Here is a 13,113-nt window from a genome sequence, read left to right as displayed (position 1 = left end):
TGGGCTAGCCAGACCTGAGTTAGGACATTTTGCTTAGTGCCCCGGTTCGGGGATGTTGAGGCTGGTCAGAATTTGTCGTTGGGGTTCGGGGATCTCGGGTGGGAAGGTCTCGGTGGTTCCGTTGATGGCGATGGTCGCTGAACGCAGTGGCCGCAGTTGCTTGACGACCTTGGCGATGGCCAGGCCGGTGCGTTCCTGGATGTTGTGGGCCACGGCCAGGGCGGTCGCGACGACGGTCAGGTGGGCTTCGATGGCGTCGTGGGTGCGGTGGAACATCGGCCGCGCGCGAAGGTCGCTCTTGGACATACGAAATGAGCGTTCGACTCGCCAGAGTTCGTGGTAGTGGGCGATCACCTCGCCGGCGGGCATCACGGTGGCCGCGACGTTGGTGACGTAGCCCTTCAATCCCACCAGTGATTGCGCGCGAGCCAAGGATGCCTCGTCGAGAATGCGGTCTCCGGCTCGGGTCTTGACGAACCGGGTGGATTTGGCGGCACGGTCACCGTTGACCACGGCGCGGGCGCGGGCCTCCTGGGCATAGAGAGTTTTCTGGTCGCGGCGTGCCCGTTTGGCCGAGTACGCCCAGATCGCCCGCCACGCGTTGGTGTGCTCGTCGGGATCCCAGACCGGCTCAGCGCGGTGGGCCACATTGTTGACGATGTTGTTGGCGTGACGCGGGGTGACGGTGTCGATGATCTGCCCGTCGGCGAAAACGTCACCGTGCCAGTGGAAATGCGATTCCAGATCACCGGGCGCTTTGGTCATCCGCGAGCCGACGATGAACCCGAGATCCGCCTCGTCCAACGCGGCCAGGTTCGATGCGGAGAGCATGCCGGCATCGGCGGCGATCACCATCGACGTGTCACCGAGGTCATGGCGGTCGGCGAAGGCGGTGATGACCGGTATCAGTGTGGTGGTCTCAGCGGTGTTGCCCTCGAAACAGCCGACCTCCAACGGGAATCCACTGCGGTCGACCAACAGGCCGACCACGATCTGAGGGTCGACGCGTCGCTCTTTGCTGTAGCCGACCTTGCGCAGATCGTCTTCGTTCTCGGCCTCGAAATACAACGTTGTGACGTCGTAGAGCAGCAAGCTCAACGTGCCCCGATCCGCGGCATGGGTGAAGCACTTGGCGGCGATCTGCTCGCGGTAGTTGGCGGTGTTGGCCTTGGCGAGGTGACGTTGAATGGTCCTGTAGGACACCGGGTCTGCGCCCAGGTCGGCCAGCACTCGGGCGGCATCGGCCTTGCTGGTGGGCTCCACGATCCGGGCGATCACCAGATCCCGGAACACCGTATCGGCCACGATGTCGAACCCCAGCCAGTCATACACCGCGCCGAGCACGTTGTAGAGAAGACGCGAATGCGTCGCCGCGGTACGCCCGGCCGGCGCCAGCGCACCTGGGGAGACACCCGGCGACAACGGCAGGGTGCCGTTTCGCCAATCGGCGATGCCCTCGACCGACTGGGTCCGAGCGGGCACCTCGATATCGGGAACGCCTTGATCCTGTGCGGCGATCCGGCGGGCCTGCTCGAGCAGGATCCCCAGCTGCGCATCAGTGTGCGCCGACCCCACGTGCGCCAAGATCGTGCGTTGACCTCGATGTTTACGCACCACCTGCACAGCCATCGCGCCCGAGGCCGTGCGCACCTTCCGCACGTACGCCACCGCCTGAAACTACCCGCTTAGTGCCCCAAACAGGGCACTAAGGACAGACAACGCGCAGGTCAGCCGATCACCGACTCGAAATCCCATCAACCATGTCCGAAGTCAGGCCGGATGGTGATGGCTCTGAGTACGGCTGCGCCGCGGTAGACGATTGCGAGTTTGTCGTATCGAGTAGCCAAGCCTCGCCATTGCTTGGTGGGTCTGCTGCACGAATAGGTGACATCTTGACCTGACCTACCGTTTGGGTTCCAGATTCGGTGACTAACTGGCAGCCTGTACGAAAGGCTGACAGTCATGCCCCGCCCCTATCCTGCCGAGTGAACCGCCCCGGTGAGTCCGGAGACTTCATCTCTTGTGAAGGATGGGGTTATGGCAGGTTCGAGGAAGTATCCGGCTGAGCTGCGTGAGCGGGCGGTGCGGATGGTTGCCGAGGTTCGGGATCAGTATGCGTCGGAGTGGGCGGCGATCGAGTCGGTGGCGACCAAGCTGGGGATCGGCACCCCGCAGACACTGTTGACCTGGGTACGCCGGGATCAGATCGATGCCGGCAGCCGCCCCGGAGTGACCAGCGATATGGCCGAGGAGCTTAGGCGGTTGCGGGCAGAGAACCGAGAACTCAAGCGGGCCAACGATATTCTGAAATCTGCTTCGACTTTCTTCGCGGCGGAGCTCGACCGCCGCAATCGGTGATCCTCGACTACATCGACACCCACAAAGAGCAGTACGGCGTCGAGCCGATCTGCCGTGTGCTATCCGCGCATGGTTGCAAGATCGCGCCGTCCACCTACTACGACGCCTGCGTTCGGCGCCAGAATCCGTCCAAACGCCAGGTGCGCGATGAGGAACTCAAAACCGAGATCACCCGTGTGCACCGACAGAACTACTCCGTCTACGGTGCACGCAAGGTGTGGCTGCAATGCCGCCGCGAGGGCATCGAGGTGGCCCGCTGCACGGTGGAGCGACTGATGGGTGAACTCGGACTGTGCGGGGCGCGCCGTGGGAAAGTCAAGCGCACCACAGTGGCCGATCCGCAAGCCGATCGGCCTGACGATCTGGTAGGCCGCCACTTCCGCCCAAATGCACCAAATATGTTGTGGGTAGCGGACTTCACCTAATGTGTCGACATGGTCAGGGTGGGTGTATGTGGCGTTCGTGATCGACGCTTACGCCCGGCGGATCGTGGGGTGGCGCAGCGCAACGACGATGACTTCGCAACTGGTGCTCGATGCCATCGAGCACGCGATCTGGACCCGCGGACGTGACGGCATCGAGGACCTGACCGGCCTGATCCATCACAACGACCGCGGCAGTCAATACACGTCGATCGCGTTCACCGACCGACTGCTTGAGGCCGGCATCGACCCCTCAATCGGGGCCACTGGTAACTCCTATGACAATGCCCTGGCTGAGACGATCAACGGTCTGTACAAGACCGAGTTGATCAAGCCGTTCGGGCCGTGGCGCACCGTTGACCAGGTCGAAGTGGCCACCTTGGAATGGGTGGACTGGTTCAACCACCGCCGGCTCTACGAGTACTGCGGGGACATGCCACCGGCCGAGTGCGAGGCGTTGTACTACCGTCACCACCGAACTCAGCAGATCGCCGAGTTCTCAAATCCATAAGTCTCCGGACATGCCGGGGCGATTCAGTGGTTGAAGTCGTGCTCGAAGGACGGCCCCGGGGAATGTTTTGTTCCGCGACATCGCCGCAGAGGTGTCGCTGTCCATACGGACCGTTGAGGGCTATATCTACAGTGCGTGCAACAAGGTGGGGCTGAAGGGGCGCGCCGACCTGGCCGACCTCATTCGCAGCGTTGGATGCTGACTGCACTTCGCGAATCATCGGTACACATCAGACGCACTACACATTAGGCATGCCGATACATGACGGCGCACCAACGGCCGGTCCTAGGACCACACCGCCTTCGCGCGTTTCAGCGCGAGTTCCTGGCCGCGCATGGCGGTATCGCCCCAGCACGACGGGCTCTCCCGGGAGAACTTCATGTTCACGAATCCCGTGAGGTCGGCCCTGATGACGTATTTGAACGGAACCGGGCCGGTCTTCAGCTGGGGGCTGCCGGGCCGGCACTGCATGCCGGGGTTGACGCGCTCACCGACCCACGCGCCCTTATGTCGATCGGCGGCGGAGTCCCATGCCAGGTCCAGCTGCCAGGCGCCCTCCGGGGCGGGTGAGTGCACCCGCAGGCATTGTGGTCCGCAACCAGACAGGGTCCAGTCATAGGGTTCCGGCGCCGGGTGGCCCGAGGTCTCGGTGACGGTGTAGACGCCCGGTCGAGGCAGCGGCGGGGCCGGAAGCTCGGGGGCCGCGACCGGTGGGCCGGATGACCTGAGGCCGCCGAGCGCGAATCCGATTGCCAGCGAAACGGCAACCAGGACAATGGCGTCTTTCAAAGGGGACCTCCGCGTCGGATCATATCCGCGCGACTGAGCGATACCCTGACGTACCACCCGAATTCAGGCCCCGGCGAAGAACTCCAGGGCGATGCCGTCGGGATCGCGGAAACTGAGCCCCGACCCGTATGGTGCGTCGACGATCCCGCCGTGGGCGATGCCCAGCCCGTCGAGCCGGTCCACCCAGCTCTGCAGTTCCGAACGCGACGCGCAGCCGAAGCCGACGTGGTCCAGCCCGACCCGGAATTCGCTGAAACGTTCATCGGGGGCGGGATTCCGGTGTTGATGGATGCCGAACAGGGTGCCGTTGTCCAGCAGCCACACCAGGTGGTGGAAGTCGGCGTCGGTGTCCTCGTCGAGCACCGGATCGGCGCCGAACAGTGTGCGGTACCACGGCCCGCTGACCGCCAGATCGCGGACGGTGACCGCCACATGAGCGAGCGCTGGGAACGTCATCTTCGCCTCCTCGATCAGACCACCCGTTTGCCGAAGCGGTCGCGGATCCGCATGTCCCACAGATAGAGCTGGTAACCCAACAACCACACCTCGTGCGGGATCACGCGATCGGCGGCCCGCAGGCCGGTCAACAACCACTCGAAACGCCGCTGCTGGTCGGCCGTCCAGCTCATGCGCATATGACTGCGGAACTCCGCGGGCAGGAAGCCGGTGGTGGCGAACAGGTTGAACCGCCCGGCCAGCAGCCGCAGCGGGGCGGGCAGGAACGCCATCGCTGCCACCCCATGCAGATGCTCACGCACCGGCGGGTCGATCCGCAGGTCCTGCAGTGACTGCTTCCAATACGCATCGAAGGCGTTCCGGTCCTCGGGCCACATCTCGTCGCGCACCTGCAGAGTGGTGCCCAGTGTGCGGGCGTCGGCATAGATCGCGTCGGCCGATTCCTCGTCGAGCGGACCGTAGAGGAACTCGTGCATGTCGATGTAGTAGCGGTACAGGCAGGCCGCCACCCACAGCTGCAACCGGGGGTCGAAAGCGTTGTAGGACACCGGGCTTGAGCGGCGTGAGCGAACCAACGCGTGCACCCGGTCGATCTGGGTGCGCAGCAGCGCGCGGTCGGCGTCGGTGCCGATGGTGGCGGTGGCCAGGTAGGTGCCGGTGGTGCGGGCCCGTTTGAACGGGTGCTTGTAGACGTTGCCACTGTCCACCGGACTCTCCAGAACGCCGTAGCCGACACCCGGGGCGGACAACTGCATGATCACGTTGGCCGCGGGCAACAGCGCCGCCGCCGGGTTGAGCAGATCGGTGACCCGTCGCGGGCGTCGTGGCGAACCCAGCCTCATGAATTCGAGTAGATCACCTTGTGAGACGCTGCCGAGGTGTTTGCGCGCAGAAGCCGACGGGATTGGCACAGTCGGGCCGCCGGCATCGCTGTCGGATTCCTGGCCGACCTGCTGCTCGGGGATCCGCGTCGCGGCCACCCGGTGGCCGGGTTCGGTACTGGCGCAGCGAGGTTGGAAAAGCTGACCTACGCCGACAACCGCGGGGCAGGCGTCCTGCACACCGGGCTGTTGCTCGGCGGGCTGGCCGGACTGGGTTGGGCCGTGGGACGCGGTGACCGGGTGTTCGTGACCGCGGCAGCCACCTACGTCGCCCTCGGCGGCACCTCGCTCAACCGGGTCGGGCACCAGATGGCGACGCTGCTCGCCGGCGACGACCTGGCTGGTGCCCGCCGGCTGCTGCCCTCCCTGTGCGGGCGGGATCCCGCCGCGCTGGACGCGTCGGGCCTGACCCGGGCCACCGTGGAATCGCTGGCTGAGAACACCTCTGACGCCCAGGTGGCGCCGCTGTTCTGGGCGGCGATCGCCGGGGTGCCCGGCGTGCTGGTGTACCGGGGAGCCAACACGCTGGACGCCATGATCGGGCACCGCTCGCCGCGGTACAACTACTTCGGTTGGGCTGCAGCCAGATTCGACGACGTGCTGAACTACGTGCCGGCGCGGCTGACGGGCGTGCTGGCGGTGCTGTGTGCACCGGTGGTGGGCGGGTCACCGGCCGCGGCGCTGCGCGCCTGGCGGCGCGACGCATCGCGGCATCCCAGCCCCAACGCCGGGGTGGCCGAGGCGTCATTCGCCGGCGCGCTCGGGGTGCGTCTGGGCGGCCCGACGCAGTACGCGCATCAGCTGGAGATCCGGCCCACCCTGGGCGACGGGCGCATCCCAGAGGAAGCCGATGTGGCCCGCGCGGTCCGACTGTCGCGCGCGGTCCAGGCCGCGTCAGCGGCGGTCGCGGTGCTGCTGGCGGTCAGCGGCGCTTTCCGTAGCGGTCGGCGATCTTCTCCTCGTTCGTGAGCTCTCGGGCCGGCTCGTCCGCGGCGACCTGCGCGGCCGCGCGTTCGCGCCGCCGCTGCTGCAACTCGGCGTAGATGAAGTAGCCCAGTCCGAGCGGGGCGACGATCCCGAACGCGATCCACTGGATGCCGTAGGAGAGGAACGGTCCGGCGTCGAGGTGCGGGAGGGAGATTTCCCCGAGCCCGCCGGGCTGGTTGGCCACCAACTGCAGGTACGACCCGGTCAGTGGGACGCCGGTGAGCGAGGCGATCTGCTCGGGGTTGATCGAATACACCTGCTGCGCGCCGTCCTCGCCGCGGAACGGCTCCTTACCCGGAAGACTGGCTTCGGCATCACGCAAGCGCGCGGTGATCGTCACCTGACCGGTCGGTGCGCCCGCGAACTCGGGCACCTTGTTCCCGTCCTTGGGAGTGATGAAGCCGCGATCGACCAGCACCACCGGCCCGCCGTCAACGGCGAACGGGGTGAGCACCTCGAAGGCGGGCTCACCGTCGACCACCCTCAGCCGGACCAGCACCTCCGCTTTGGGCAGGTAGTGACCGGTGGCCGTGACGCGTTGCCACTGGGCGTCGGGTGCGACCGAATCCTGGTGCGGCAGAACGGTGGTGACCGGAACCGGATCGGCCTGCAGCGAATGGCTGATCTGGTTGTTCTCCCGCGACGTCTTGGTGTTCTTGCCCAACTGCCACGGCGCCAGCACGGTGAAACACAGGTAGGCGAATGCGGCCACCACGATGAACAGCGCCACCCACTGGGGCCGGAACAGGAATGTCAGCCGCTTCATCAGGCCACGATTCCCCGACCGGCAAGCGTCTGGTCGACCCACGCGTGCAGCCCGGGCAAGGACGCCTCGATCACGGTGAACACGTCCTCGAAATCGGTCTTGCCGCCGTAATACGGATCCTCGACGTCGAGGGCGTGCGCGCCCGAGCGGGGGTCGAACGACCGCAGCATCCGCAACCGGTCGCCCGTCACACCCAGATCGGTCAGGATGCGCAGGTGATTGCGGCCCAGCGCGACGACCAGGTCGGCGCCGAGATGGTCGTCGGAGACCTGGGCGGCAATGTGGTCGCTCGGATAGCCGCGCTCGCGCAACACCAGGCAGGCACGCGCGTCGGCGCCGTCACCGGCATGCCAGCCGCCGGTGCCACCGCTGCTCACCCGGATCACGTCGGCCAGGCCGCGCTCGCTGATCTGGTGGGCGAACATCTTCTCGGCCATCGGGGACCGGCAGATGTTGCCCGAGCACACGAACGTGACGTGCAGAACCGGCTCAGTGGAAAAGTCAGACACCGAGCACCTCCCGAAGCGGCGTCACGGTGTCGACGTGGGCATGCGCGGTCACCGCGGTGGTCTCCGTGAAATCGGTGGCGCCGTAGCCCCAGCCGACCACCACGGTGTTGATGCCGTGCTCGGCCGCGCCTTCGACGTCGTGCATCCGGTCACCGACCATCAGCACGCGCTCTGGCAGGGGTTGCAGTTGCGCCAGCGCATAGGCGACCACGTCGGCCTTGGCGGCCCGGACGCCGTCGGGGCTGGCCCCGGCGATCACCTCGAAATAGCCGTCCAGGCCGAAATGCTCCAGGATGCGTCGCGCGGTGGGTTCCGCCTTGGAGGTCGCGACGGCCAGCCGCACCTCGGCGGCCCGCAGGTCGGCGAGCAATGCCTCGATGCCGTCGAACAGGCTGTTCATCGCCCAGCCGCGGCTCGTGTAATCGGCTCGGTACGCCGCGATCGCGGCGTCGGCATCGAAGCGCGTCTCGCCCAGACTCAGGGACTGCAACGTCTCGTGCATGGGCGGGCCGACGATGCGTCCGGCCAGGTCACCGTCGGGGACGCCGGCACCCACGTGGGCCAACGCGTGGCGAAAACTCGACACGATCCCGGCCGCCGAATCGGTCAGGGTGCCGTCGAGGTCGAACAGCACCAGCTGCGGTCGGGTGAGTTCCAGCGTGTCAGTCACGTGCCCATTCTCCCGTATGCCGCCGGCAGTCCTCCGGATGCCCAGCTGAGCACCCCGACCACTAGGGTCGTGCTGTGCCGAGTCGAAACCGTGTAGGGGCCCGTGCCGGCGCCCGCTACCACGGCGACCAGGCCGCATTGCCGGGCATGTTGGACTTCGCGGTCAACGTGCGGCCCGGCGGTCCGCCGCCCTGGTTGACCGACCGGCTGGCGTCCCGGCTGCCGGACCTGGGCAGCTATCCGAGCCAGGCCGATCAGCGTCGGGCCGTCGAAACCGTCGCCGCGCGCCACGGCCGCGCTGCGGACGAGGTGGCCCTGCTGGCTGGCGGAGCGGAGGGATTCGCCCTGCTGGCCGGATTGCGGCCGCGGCTGGCGGCCCTGGTCGCACCGTCGTTCACCGAACCCGAGGCCGTGCTGGCCGAGGCGGACGTACCGATCCACCACGCCGTGTTGCCGTACCCATTTACCTTGGCGGGAGCGGACGTGCCGGACGAGGCGGACCTGGTGGTGGTCGGCAACCCGACCAATCCCACCGGGGTGCTGCACCGCCGTAAGGACGTCCTGGCGTTGCGCCGGCCCGGCCGGCTGATCGTCGTCGACGAGGCGTTCGCCGACGGCATCCCCGGTGAGGCCGAATCGCTGGCCGGTGAATCACTGCCCGACGTGCTCGTACTGCGCAGCCTGACCAAGACCTGGGCGCTGGCCGGGCTGCGGGTCGGATACGCCCTCGGTGCGCCCGAGGTGCTGGCCCGGCTGACAGCGCCGCGCCCGCACTGGCCGCTGGGCACGTTGCAACTGGAGGCCATCGCCGCGGCCAACGGTCCCGAAGCGGTGGCCGAGGCCGATGCCGGAGCCCGTCGGCTCGCTGAACTCCGGGTCGCGATGGTCGCCGGGCTCGCTGAGGCGGGGCTGGGCGTGGTGGCCGGAGATGCGCCATTTGTGCTGTTCACGGTGCCTGACGCGGAGCTGATGCGAAAACATCTGGAAAGCAAAAGCATTGCGGTCCGCCGTTGCGATACTTTCGTGGGCCTGCCGGAAAATTACCTGCGTGCCGCGGTGCGGCCGGAATGGCCCGCACTCATCGACGCCATGACGGAGGTGCTGCAATGAGCACGCAACCGGCCGGGGTGCCGTTGGCGGACGTGATCGCCGCACTGGACGCGGCGTACCCGCCGCACCTGGCCCACGACTGGGACTCGGTAGGCCTGGTGTGCGGCGATCCTGACGAACCGGTCGAATCGGTGACGATCGCGGTCGACGCGACCGAGGCCGTGATCGACGAGGTGCCCGAGCGCGGTCTGCTGCTGGCCCACCACCCGCTGCTGCTGCGCGGCGTGGACACCGTCGCCGCCGACACCGCCAAGGGCGCGCTTATCCACCGGCTGATCCGCACCGGACGGGCCTTGTTCACCGCGCACACCAACGCCGATGCGGCCTCGCCCGGGGTATCCGATGCGCTGGCGGCGGCGTTGGGCTTGACCGTCGACGCGGTTCTGTCGCCGGCGGCGCCGGGACCCGACCTGGACAAATGGGTGGTGTTCGTGCCGGCCGCGGATGCTGCGACAGTGCGGGAGGCGTTGTTCGACGCCGGCGCCGGACGCATCGGCGACTATTCGCACTGCAGTTGGAGTGTGGCCGGAACCGGACAGTTCCTGCCGCACGACGGCGCCGCCCCCGCGATCGGCGAGGTGGGCACCGTCGAGCAGGTGGCCGAGGACCGGGTGGAGGTGATCGCCCCCTCGCGGCTGCGCGCGACCATCCTCTCCGCTCTGCGCGCCGCACATCCCTACGAGGAGCCTGCCTTCGACATCATCGCGCTGGCGCCGATCCCCGGTGACGTGGGAATCGGTCGGATCGGCGAGCTGGACCGACCGATCCCGTTGTCGGCCTTCGCATCCCGGGTTCGGGCCGCGCTGCCGGCAACTTCATGGGGGGTGCGGACCTCGGGCGATCCCGACGCGATGGTGTCGCGGGTCGCGGTGTGCGGGGGAGCGGGAGATTCACTGCTGGGCACCGTGGCCCGGGCCGGTGTACAGGCCTATGTCACATCGGATCTACGCCACCACCCGGCCGACGAGCACCGCCGGGCCTCACCGGTGGCGCTCATCGACGTGGCGCACTGGGCCACCGAGTTCCCTTGGTGCGCCCAGGCGGCCGGGGTGCTGCGCGGACAGTTCGGCGATGCGCTGCAGGTGCGGGTGTCGTCGGTGCGCACCGACCCGTGGAACGTCGAGTGCTGATCGCAGCGAACGCAATGAACGCAGGAAACCACAGCTACATGAAAGTCAGGGCATGAAAGCCGAAGTAAAACAACAACGTTCGCTTCTCGCGCTGACCGAGGTCGATGCCGAACTCGGGCGCCTCGCACACCGCGCCAAGAACCTGGCTGAGCAGCAGAAGGTGGACGAGGCGCAGGCCGAGCACGCTGGGGCCAGCGACGGGGTGGGCGTCCTCGGCATCGCACTGGAAGACCTGGAAGCCCAGGTGACCAAGCTCGAGAGCGAGATCGACTCGGTACGTCAGCGTGAGGACCGCGACCGTGGGCTGATCGATGGTGGCACGGTGGGCGCCAAACAGGTCGCCGAGATCCAGCACGAACTGGAAACGTTGCAGCGCAGGCAATCCAACCTGGAGGACTCGCTGCTGGAGCTCATGGAACGCCGCGAGGAACTGTCGAATCAGCAGGCCGAGGCGCTGCAACGCATCGACGATCTGCAGACCGCGTTGTCGTCGGCGCAGCAGGCCCGCGATGCCGCGCTGGTGGAGATCGACCAGGCCAAGCATCAGGCGACGACCCGCCGTGACGGGTTGGTGAGCATCATCGATCCCGAACTCGTCGACCTCTACGAACGTCAGCGGGCCCGTGGCGGCGCCGGGGCCGGGCTGCTTCAGGGCCGGCGCTGCGGTGCCTGCCGGATCGAGATCGACCGCGGCGAGAGTGCCCGGATCGCCGCGGCCGCCGAGGATGACGTGCTGCGCTGCCCGGAATGCGGGGCAATCCTCCTGCGGATCAAGCAGTGAAGGTTCTCGTCGAAGCCGACGGCGGTTCGCGGGGCAACCCCGGGCCGGCGGGCTACGGCGCGGTCGTGTTCGATGCCGAGCACTCCGCAGAGCTGGCCGAGCGCAAGGAAGCGATCGGTCGGGCCACCAACAACGTCGCCGAATACCGGGGCCTGGTCGCCGGACTGGAGGCAGCCACCGAGTTGGGCGCCACCGAGGTGGCGGTCTCGATGGACTCCAAGCTCGTCATCGAACAGATGTCGGGGCGCTGGAAGGTCAAACATCCCGATCTGATTCCGCTGCAACGCCGGGCCGCCGAACTGGCCGCGGGATTCGAGCGGATCAGCTACACCTGGATTCCGCGGGCCCGCAACAGCCATGCCGACCGGCTGGCCAACGAGGCCATGGACGCCGCCGCGGGCATCGTCAGTGCGGCGCCTGCCGGACCGGCCAAAGCACCGGCTCAGGCCGAGAAGGCCGCGCTGTCGGCACCCGGGTGGACCGGAGCCACCGGTGCGCCCACCCGGCTGCTGCTGTTGCGCCACGGCCAGACCGAATTGTCCATCGCCCGGCGCTATTCGGGCCGCGGCAACCCGGCGCTGACCGAGGAGGGTCGCAGACAGGCCGATGCCGCCGCGCGGTATCTCGGCACCCGCGGCAGCATTGCCGCGGTGGTCACCTCGCCGCTGGAGCGGGCATACGAGACCGCGACGGCCGCGGCCAAGGTGCTCGGCGTCGACGTCCGCGTCGATGACGACCTGATCGAGACGGACTTCGGTGAGTGGGAAGGGTTGACGTTCGCTGAAGCCGCGCAACGGGATCCGGAACTGCACCGGCGCTGGCTGGGTGACACCAGCGTCGAACCGCCCGGTGGCGAGAGCTTCGATGCGGTGGCCCACCGGGTCCGCCGGGCGCGCAACCGGATCATCGCAGACTACGGCGCGGCAACGGTTCTGGTCGTCTCCCACGTGACGCCGATCAAGACGATCTTGCGACTGGCGCTCGATGCCGGCGAGGGGATCCTGTACCGGTTGCATCTGGACCTGGCGTCGCTGTCGATCGCCGAGTTCTACGCCGACGGCGGATCTTCGGTGCGGTTGGTCAACCAGACCGCCTACCTGTAGGCCTGCCTATCAGTCAGGCGTGCAGGTGTAACTGCTCGCCGTGCGGGCCGAAGATGGTGATCGCCTCGACCGGGCCGTCGACCACCCCGAACCAGTGCGGTGTCCACGTCGAGAACTCCACGGCCTCACCGGGATTGACGATGAAGTCCTGTTCGCCCAGGATCAGCCGCAGTTGCCCGGACAGCACGTACATCCAGTCGCGTCCCTCGTGGACGGGAAATTCGGCGGGAGGCTTGCGGCGCTTGGGGCTGATCCGGATCTTGTAGGCGTGCAACCCCGCTGCCGGGCCCTGCCGGGTCAACGGCCAGTACGTGATGTCGTGGTGGGTGTGTGAGCTGCCCGTGACCCGAGGGTCCTCGGCCTGCGGCGCGCGCAGTAGCTCGTCGGTGGTCACCGACAGCGCGGCGGCCAATCGGGGAAGGTGGTCGAGCGCCAGTCGGCGCTTGCCCGATTCCAGCCGGCTCAATGTCGAGACGTCGATCTGTGCGCGGCGCGCGACGTCCTCCAGGGTGAGTCCACGTTGGGCGCGTAACTCGCGTAGCCGGGTCCGGACCAGGGCGTCGATGTCGGCGGGGTCGGCGGCGTTTGCCTCCATGGCAAAACAGCTTGGCACTTTGCCATGTGATTGGGCAAGCTCGACG

At 67.5% G+C, this 13,113-nt stretch carries 13 protein-coding genes, 1 pseudogene and 1 other annotated feature; of the genes and pseudogenes, 6 read left to right on the top strand and 8 right to left on the bottom strand.

All coding sequences use genetic code 11. The features are described from left to right. Nucleotides 1–33: 33 nt before the first annotated feature. Nucleotides 34–1,668, bottom strand: coding sequence for an IS1634 family transposase (locus ACZYZ7_RS25120; RefSeq protein ID WP_463742069.1), 1,635 nt, complete (start codon nucleotides 1,666–1,668; stop codon nucleotides 34–36). Nucleotides 1,669–2,037: 369 nt separating this feature from the next. Between ACZYZ7_RS25120 and ACZYZ7_RS25115 the strand changes: the two are divergent. Next, nucleotides 2,038–3,291, top strand: a pseudogene (locus ACZYZ7_RS25115) (IS3 family transposase). Next, nucleotides 2,319–2,447: a sequence feature (AL1L pseudoknot), on the top strand. Its footprint overlaps the pseudogene before it by 129 nt. 285 nt (nucleotides 3,292–3,576) lie before the next feature. On the opposite strand, the gene ACZYZ7_RS25110 reads toward ACZYZ7_RS25115, so the two are convergent. The 3 genes from ACZYZ7_RS25110 to ACZYZ7_RS25100 form a co-directional block, all read right to left on the bottom strand. Then, nucleotides 3,577–4,080 carry a hypothetical protein gene (locus ACZYZ7_RS25110; RefSeq protein ID WP_450070710.1) on the bottom strand — a complete coding sequence of 168 codons (504 nt, stop codon included), beginning with the start codon at nucleotides 4,078–4,080 and terminating at the stop codon, nucleotides 3,577–3,579. Between the two features lie 63 nt (nucleotides 4,081–4,143). After that, nucleotides 4,144–4,536, bottom strand: a complete 393-nt coding sequence (locus ACZYZ7_RS25105) for a VOC family protein (protein WP_463742068.1) — start codon at nucleotides 4,534–4,536, stop codon at nucleotides 4,144–4,146. A gap of 14 nt (nucleotides 4,537–4,550) precedes the next feature. After that, complete coding sequence (locus ACZYZ7_RS25100; RefSeq protein ID WP_463742067.1) at nucleotides 4,551–5,378, bottom strand: oxygenase MpaB family protein; 828 nt, start codon at nucleotides 5,376–5,378, stop codon at nucleotides 4,551–4,553. Nucleotides 5,379–5,414: 36 nt separating this feature from the next. Here ACZYZ7_RS25100 and ACZYZ7_RS25095 point away from each other — a divergent pair, with 36 nt between their 5' ends. After that, on the top strand, nucleotides 5,415–6,386 hold the full coding sequence (locus ACZYZ7_RS25095) for a cobalamin biosynthesis protein (RefSeq protein ID WP_463742066.1): 972 nt from the start codon (nucleotides 5,415–5,417) through the stop codon (nucleotides 6,384–6,386). Here the strand turns inward: ACZYZ7_RS25095 and ACZYZ7_RS25090 are convergent. From ACZYZ7_RS25090 to ACZYZ7_RS25080, 3 genes are read right to left on the bottom strand one after another with little or no spacing between them, the layout of a single operon-like run. Next, nucleotides 6,340–7,170, bottom strand: a complete 831-nt coding sequence (locus ACZYZ7_RS25090; protein ID WP_463742065.1) for an SURF1 family cytochrome oxidase biogenesis protein — start codon at nucleotides 7,168–7,170, stop codon at nucleotides 6,340–6,342. The genes ACZYZ7_RS25095 and ACZYZ7_RS25090 overlap by 47 nt on opposite strands. After that, a complete protein-coding gene (locus ACZYZ7_RS25085) occupies nucleotides 7,170–7,679 on the bottom strand; it encodes a low molecular weight protein-tyrosine-phosphatase (RefSeq protein WP_463742064.1) in 510 nt (169 codons plus the stop codon). The genes ACZYZ7_RS25090 and ACZYZ7_RS25085 overlap by 1 nt, the downstream gene beginning before the upstream one ends. Next, entirely contained in the window at nucleotides 7,672–8,349 is a 678-nt protein-coding gene (locus ACZYZ7_RS25080; RefSeq protein WP_463742063.1) for an HAD-IA family hydrolase, read from the bottom strand. Before ACZYZ7_RS25080 ends, ACZYZ7_RS25085 begins: the two co-directional genes overlap by 8 nt. A gap of 74 nt (nucleotides 8,350–8,423) precedes the next feature. Here ACZYZ7_RS25080 and cobC point away from each other — a divergent pair, with 74 nt between their 5' ends. From cobC to ACZYZ7_RS25060, 4 genes are read left to right on the top strand one after another with little or no spacing between them, the layout of a single operon-like run. Then, nucleotides 8,424–9,458, top strand: a complete 1,035-nt coding sequence (gene cobC / locus ACZYZ7_RS25075) for an Rv2231c family pyridoxal phosphate-dependent protein CobC (RefSeq protein ID WP_463742062.1) — start codon at nucleotides 8,424–8,426, stop codon at nucleotides 9,456–9,458. Next, complete coding sequence (locus tag ACZYZ7_RS25070) at nucleotides 9,455–10,588, top strand: Nif3-like dinuclear metal center hexameric protein (RefSeq protein WP_463742061.1); 1,134 nt, start codon at nucleotides 9,455–9,457, stop codon at nucleotides 10,586–10,588. The genes cobC and ACZYZ7_RS25070 overlap by 4 nt, the downstream gene beginning before the upstream one ends. A gap of 52 nt (nucleotides 10,589–10,640) precedes the next feature. Beyond that, on the top strand, nucleotides 10,641–11,369 hold the full coding sequence (locus ACZYZ7_RS25065) for a zinc ribbon domain-containing protein (RefSeq protein ID WP_135455886.1): 729 nt from the start codon (nucleotides 10,641–10,643) through the stop codon (nucleotides 11,367–11,369). Beyond that, complete coding sequence (locus tag ACZYZ7_RS25060; protein WP_463742060.1) at nucleotides 11,366–12,472, top strand: bifunctional RNase H/acid phosphatase; 1,107 nt, start codon at nucleotides 11,366–11,368, stop codon at nucleotides 12,470–12,472. Before ACZYZ7_RS25065 ends, ACZYZ7_RS25060 begins: the two co-directional genes overlap by 4 nt. A 13-nt stretch (nucleotides 12,473–12,485) precedes the next feature. On the opposite strand, the gene ACZYZ7_RS25055 is transcribed toward ACZYZ7_RS25060, so the two are convergent. Next, nucleotides 12,486–13,067 carry a helix-turn-helix domain-containing protein gene (locus tag ACZYZ7_RS25055; RefSeq protein ID WP_135455882.1) on the bottom strand — a complete coding sequence of 194 codons (582 nt, stop codon included), beginning with the start codon at nucleotides 13,065–13,067 and terminating at the stop codon, nucleotides 12,486–12,488. Nucleotides 13,068–13,113 lie beyond the last annotated feature (46 nt).

It is taken from the genome of Mycobacterium sp. IDUB_17 (genome assembly GCF_055419465.1).
The sequence above is the reverse complement of the archived record's forward strand: the minus strand, read 5'-3'. Positions and strand labels throughout refer to the sequence as shown.

What these genes read in the sequence shown, in the direction of transcription:
- ACZYZ7_RS25105 (WP_463742068.1), bottom strand. Translation starts at nt 4,536, where the DNA reads ATGACGTTCCCAGCGCTCGCTCATGTGGCGGTCACCGTCCGCGATCTG.
- ACZYZ7_RS25055 (WP_135455882.1), bottom strand. Translation starts at nt 13,067, where the DNA reads ATGGAGGCAAACGCCGCCGACCCCGCCGACATCGACGCCCTGGTCCGG.
- ACZYZ7_RS25065 (WP_135455886.1), top strand. Translation starts at nt 10,641, where the DNA reads ATGAAAGCCGAAGTAAAACAACAACGTTCGCTTCTCGCGCTGACCGAG.
- ACZYZ7_RS25090 (WP_463742065.1), bottom strand. Translation starts at nt 7,170, where the DNA reads ATGAAGCGGCTGACATTCCTGTTCCGGCCCCAGTGGGTGGCGCTGTTC.
- ACZYZ7_RS25070 (WP_463742061.1), top strand. Translation starts at nt 9,455, where the DNA reads ATGAGCACGCAACCGGCCGGGGTGCCGTTGGCGGACGTGATCGCCGCA.
- ACZYZ7_RS25100 (WP_463742067.1), bottom strand. Translation starts at nt 5,378, where the DNA reads ATGAGGCTGGGTTCGCCACGACGCCCGCGACGGGTCACCGATCTGCTC.